Source organism: Endozoicomonas sp. ONNA2, from assembly GCF_024606365.1.
Classification (GTDB): domain Bacteria; phylum Pseudomonadota; class Gammaproteobacteria; order Pseudomonadales; family Endozoicomonadaceae; genus Endozoicomonas.
Genome location: NZ_JAHHPO010000200.1, coordinates 1 through 5,144, shown reverse-complemented (window position 1 = coordinate 5,144; position 5,144 = coordinate 1). Strand labels below are relative to the sequence as shown.

Below are 5,144 nucleotides of genomic sequence, written 5' to 3'. Positions count from 1 at the left end.
GAAATAAGTAGAGTCAAGCCTGAAGATATTTGTAATGATACAGCTGTAATAACTCTTAATAACAAACATGCAGGTGCCTTAATGGGGGGGGGGTGATGAATGCTTGGGTGAGCGGGAAAGATCTGATAATGTAATATCTTTTGGTGGTATTCCCGGAACGCAAAAACCCCTGACTATAATTTTAGAAAAAAAATTAGAGCTATCTTTGATAATCGGATTATATTATGGTTTGTTTTTTCCATTGCGAGTATTAATTCCTGCAAATTTAGCAGTGTTTGCTGCATGGGGAATATCGTTTAAAGTCTTTGAAAATTTAGGCTTTGCAAACCCTCTAATTGAATTACATACTCTTGAGGGCAGGAGTGTTGATAGTTTAAAAGAAGGTACGTATAAACCAATTCCATTAGTTGGTTTAGATACATGCGCCATGAGGAAAAGGGCTTCAGAAATAAAAGAAAAAGGGGAATACAATCCCATCACCAAAAACTGCGCATGGGCTGTTCTCGAGTGTATAAAATCTGGTCTTCCTACTGAAGTGCTAAAAAATCTTCCTTCAACCGGGCTCTATGTCACACCTACAGATGTTGAGAATATTGTAAATTTTCTGGTTAACAACAATTATCTCTTATTAGGAGAAATGGATGAAGAGGGCGTTGCATGGTTTGATGCGCAAACTAAACCTCTTAATCCAAATACCGCATAAACGAATAAGAATAGATTGTGCCCAGCCGCAATCTATCCTGTTTTGTCAGGAAATCCCGCCAACTTCATCAGTACTTTATTAAAAACAGCAGGTTAAAAACGAATAATGGCCTTGGATTGGCAATAAATTGAGCACGTCCGGCATCAAACGACAGCATTTTTTTGACAACCTGTTGAGATGAGGTTTCAGGAAATCCTGTTTTGCTTGTACTTACTTTCACCTGATTCTATATTTTTTCATCAAATGTCCGACTAAGATAGTATCAAATTAATGTTAGTGAGGAGTTGAAAATGAGTTCCGGGGTATCTTTAGCACAAGGTTTAGCAAGATTTATAGATCTGCAGGGCATTCAGAAAAATGAAACATTAGAATTACACGAAGGTTCTTTCACAACCCGAGAAAATTTGAAGAAATATAAAGTAAAACCAAGCGATGATATAAAACAGTATCTACATAATCTGGAATGTGAGATTGCTGCTACAGGTGCCAAACCTGCCATATCATTAAAGAATAGAAATAGTGTTACTGTAGAAGACACTTTAACTGTTTTGTCTCAATATGAGCAAGTTACTTGCAAGTCTGCTCCTGAGCCCATATATGCCAAGCCAGATAAAACCAGGCGTTTTGAGAGCCAGATAGAGAGTCATTTCTCTGACGTTGATTCACTTGATGATGAGACCCCACCACCTTTACCTGAACAACACTTCACTGCTGATGAAGTCTGGGAAATGACTGGACATTACTTTGATGAAAGATGGAAACCTACTAATCAACAAGGATGGCAAGAATTAATTAATTTAGTGGATACGGTAGAGTTAAAAAAACTTGCGTTTGTCAAGATGTCTAGTAAAAAAGGGTTTAAGGATACCGACCCACCCCGGGTCATGGCTGTAAATGCTTATGCGCGTAAAAGAATAGCAGAGATTATTGAGTCGGATGGTATTGATGGTGCGGTAAAACACATTAATACCAAGAATCAATATGAGCCAAATAAATTGTTAGGTATTGAAGCCAGAAGTGCCTTCTCTAAAATAGTCAAAGCCAAAGATGTTGTCTATTTGTCCGAAAAAGATAACTGGTCAGACATTATTAAACTTATGTCTTCTGCTGAAGTAAAAAAACTGGCTTATACAGAGATGACTAAAGAAAAGGGTTTTCCGGATAAACATCCGTCTCGATTAGACGCAATTAAGGTTTATGCAGAGAAAAGGTTAAATGAAGTTTTATCAGAAGGTGGTATCTCCGGTGCTGAAGATTTTCTGAAAAAACCCGGAAATATTTCTAATTATTCAGAAAACACAACATTGGGAAAAACATTCAGAGAATTATTGGCCGTCAGACAAGAACTGTATACGGAAGTCACCTATAAAGGCTCAAAATTAGTGAACTCTCTCAACGTGCTTGGGTTGAATTATGAGAAAAAAACCTATACTCGAGAGCAATTAAATGAAGCTTATCTTGACAAACTCAGAATGCTTGAAGAAAAGAATGATGTGAAATCTGAGCAGAAGCGACAGGCCTATAGCAATGCTTTCGAGTATCTCAGTGAGAATCCACCTGAATGGTGGGGATGGGATGCAAGCCTTGAAGGAGAAAAAGTAAATAGCTATGACCCTGCCGATTTGGAAACGCTTGGCCTGGATAGCAATAGTACGCCAAGTCTTGGCGAACTGAAAAAAGCTTACCATGAAGCAGCCAAAAAACATCATCCCGACAAGGGCGGGACTAAACTTCAGTTTCAAAAGGTGGATGAAGCCTATCACAGGCTTAGAAAATACTTTTCATGATGTGCTGTATGTTCTTGAGGAACAGGAAATTGCATTAAGACAAAATAAATTCAAATCGGATACCACTGATCACATTTTTTTTCTGATGGACACATGTTTGGCTACTACACTTGGCCAATTCCTTAATATTGACATCCTCCCACAGCTAAAGCAGTGGGATTCATCCTGCGAGACGCTCATGCGGTTTTCCCCTTACCAGTAACGGGAAAAACCTTATTCGACAATCTGTTCTACTTTCCGGTCAAGGTGCGCTCAATCGGGACAAAAGTCGAGTAAAGTTATGCCAATCTAATCCTCTCTTGAAGAAAGGCTTCCACTTCCGCTTTCACTTCCGCCATCCCCGGCAAGCCGACACCGCGATACTTCATGAAGAAAATATCGTAGAGCAGATTTGAGTCTATGGGTTTGTCCTTGACTGCCTGGTCATCGCCGGTCCAGCCCTCTCTCAGGCACGCTTGAGTCAGCCAGGCTGTCAGGTGCTGCGGGTCTGGTATGCCTTTAAACAAACAAATGCTGGAGATAGTGTTGGCCACAAAATTGTTGATCGGGCTGTTCCTGACCGCTTCGTCGTCGCCCATCCAGCCCTCCCTCAGGCAAGACAGATTCAGCAGGGCTTGCACGTCCTGCGGGTTTAGCAACACATTTTCTTCTGGACAAAAGGCGCAGATTATGCTGAGCGTTGTGCAGTCGATTGGCTTGTCCCTAACAGCATCGTCGTCGCCGGTCCAGCCCTCTTTCAGGCAAGCCAGACTCAAGAAGTCTCTCAGGCCCCGGGGTTCCGGTATGCCTTTGCCGCTGCAGAGGCTAGTGGTGATCCAATCGAACACTGGATCGTTGACAGGTTTGTTCTTGACAGCCTCGTCGTTGCCCGTCCAGCCCTCTCTCAGGCAGGCCTGATTCATAAAGGTGTTCAGGTCCAACAGATTCGGTAAGCCTTTGGAATCATACATGCTGCCGATTTGCCAGAGTCGATCACCGTCGATCGGATTGCCCCTGACCCACTCGTCGTTGCCCGACCAGCGCTCTCTCAGGCAGGGCTGTTCCAGAAAGGCTTGCAGTTCCGACAGGTCCGGCAAGCCCAGACCGTCACACATATCGGTGATTGTATCAAACACCTGACAGTTGAAAGATTCGTTCTTAACGGCCTCATCGTTGCCCGTCCAGCCCTCTCTCAGGCAAGACGAACGCAGGAAATCATCCACGGCCGATGGGTCTGCCAGGCCTTTGTTTCGATGCATCTGGGCAACGTTGGAAAGCGTTGATCTATCGATTTTCTCGTCCTTGACCGCTTCATCGTTGCCTGTCCAAAATTTTTTCAGGCAGGGCAGCGTCAGCAGAGCTTCCACGGCTTGCGCATCCGGAATGCCCAGATCACGACACATGAGCTTAATTGCATTGAGTACATCCAGATCGACAGGCCTTTGGTTTACGGGCAGGTCGGTAAAGTTATTTTTCAGGCAGGGCAGTTGCAAAAAGGCTATCAGGTTTGTCCGGTCCGGTGGTATCAGGTTTTCCCTGGCCGGTGGACAAGCACTTTGAAACATGGTGGTAACCGACTCCAGCAGTGCATTGAAATGCTTTTTATGTACATCCGCCAAGCCTATCTCATGACACAAGTCAGCAACATAATTTTTTGCCTGTTCAATATCCATCGCCGCGGCAGTTGCCTGCGTGATCAAGGACGCCTCTGTGCATTGTTCGCCAGAGTTTACAACCTGCCTCTGTTTCAGCATTTCAGGGGTCGCAGTTTCTGTCTGCTGCAAAGCGCCCGGTAAGGATTTACCTGTCAGCTCTGTGGCTTGTTGAACCTCACGGCCTGACATAGAGGATTTGCGTTCTTCTTCAGCCCCGGTGGCGGGGCTGACTAAAGCATCGGATACTGCCTGAGCCCCGGGGTGACCATTCAAGGTTACGGCAGAAGGCATTGCCATCAAGTATTACTCCTGTTTTGGTTAACGAGGAAATTAAGCCGATAATTTAACTGTTTGGTAAAAATGCAAAGATAAAAATCAAAGCATTCCCCATTCAGACTCAGAGAATCTCAAAAAGTTCAAACCTCTATTCCCTGAACCCTGTTGGTGAGCATGCCACGGAACTTAATCTGGTACGCACGGTCTAAAAGTTTAAACAATGTAAAGGACTATGCAGTATGAACAGATCATTCCTTGTTAAAAAGCCATCAATGAACGGCAAATTTTCGTGGGATAACAACATTCCCGACCACCTGATGAATTCCGAGATCGAAAAGGCACTGAATACCTTTCGCCAGATGAAAGAATTTCAGTACATTGAGTTCAATCAGGGCAAACCTACTTATGTGTTTCTGATGGAAGATGTATGCCCTTATACACCCTACGACAAGGTAACGGTCGCCATTACCGACCGGGGCGATATGAAATATGTCTTTGTCTACAACGACCCTCGACCAGACGAGCGGTGGTGGATTGTTTATCAGCCCGTTAATGAGTCAGGTGTGCCCATCAGCACGGAACGATGCGTCGGCTGGTTTATTGATGAGTATGCTGCCCTGGAAAAGGCCAGGGATGTACTGACCAAACCGGACAGAACCAGCAAGGTAAGGTGAAATACTGTTCCTATATATAAATGTGAGTAAACATAGTCATAGGACTATTTCGCTCTCTGTTAATGCCCCG

4 protein-coding genes are annotated in these 5,144 nt (G+C 43.9%); 3 read left to right on the top strand and 1 reads right to left on the bottom strand.

Annotated features, from left to right (window positions below; translation table 11 throughout):
* Positions 1-103: 103 nt before the first annotated feature.
* Positions 104-703: a hypothetical protein gene (locus KDK14_RS03650; RefSeq protein WP_257263661.1), complete on the top strand. Its 600-nt coding sequence runs from the start codon at positions 104-106 to the stop codon at positions 701-703.
* A 290-nt stretch (positions 704-993) separates the two neighbouring features.
* Positions 994-2,490 (top strand): J domain-containing protein, encoded by a 1,497-nt coding sequence (locus KDK14_RS03645; protein WP_257263660.1) that lies wholly within the window; start codon positions 994-996, stop codon positions 2,488-2,490.
* A 278-nt stretch (positions 2,491-2,768) separates the two neighbouring features.
* Here KDK14_RS03645 and KDK14_RS03640 read toward each other — a convergent pair whose 3' ends face one another.
* Complete coding sequence (locus tag KDK14_RS03640) at positions 2,769-4,421, bottom strand: hypothetical protein (RefSeq protein WP_257263659.1); 1,653 nt, start codon at positions 4,419-4,421, stop codon at positions 2,769-2,771.
* A gap of 218 nt (positions 4,422-4,639) precedes the next feature.
* Between KDK14_RS03640 and KDK14_RS03635 the strand changes: the two genes are divergently transcribed.
* The gene (locus KDK14_RS03635; protein ID WP_257263658.1) at positions 4,640-5,074 is read left to right on the top strand and encodes a hypothetical protein; all 435 of its coding nucleotides are present in this window, start codon (positions 4,640-4,642) and stop codon (positions 5,072-5,074) included.
* The last annotated feature ends 70 nt before the right edge of the window (positions 5,075-5,144 follow it).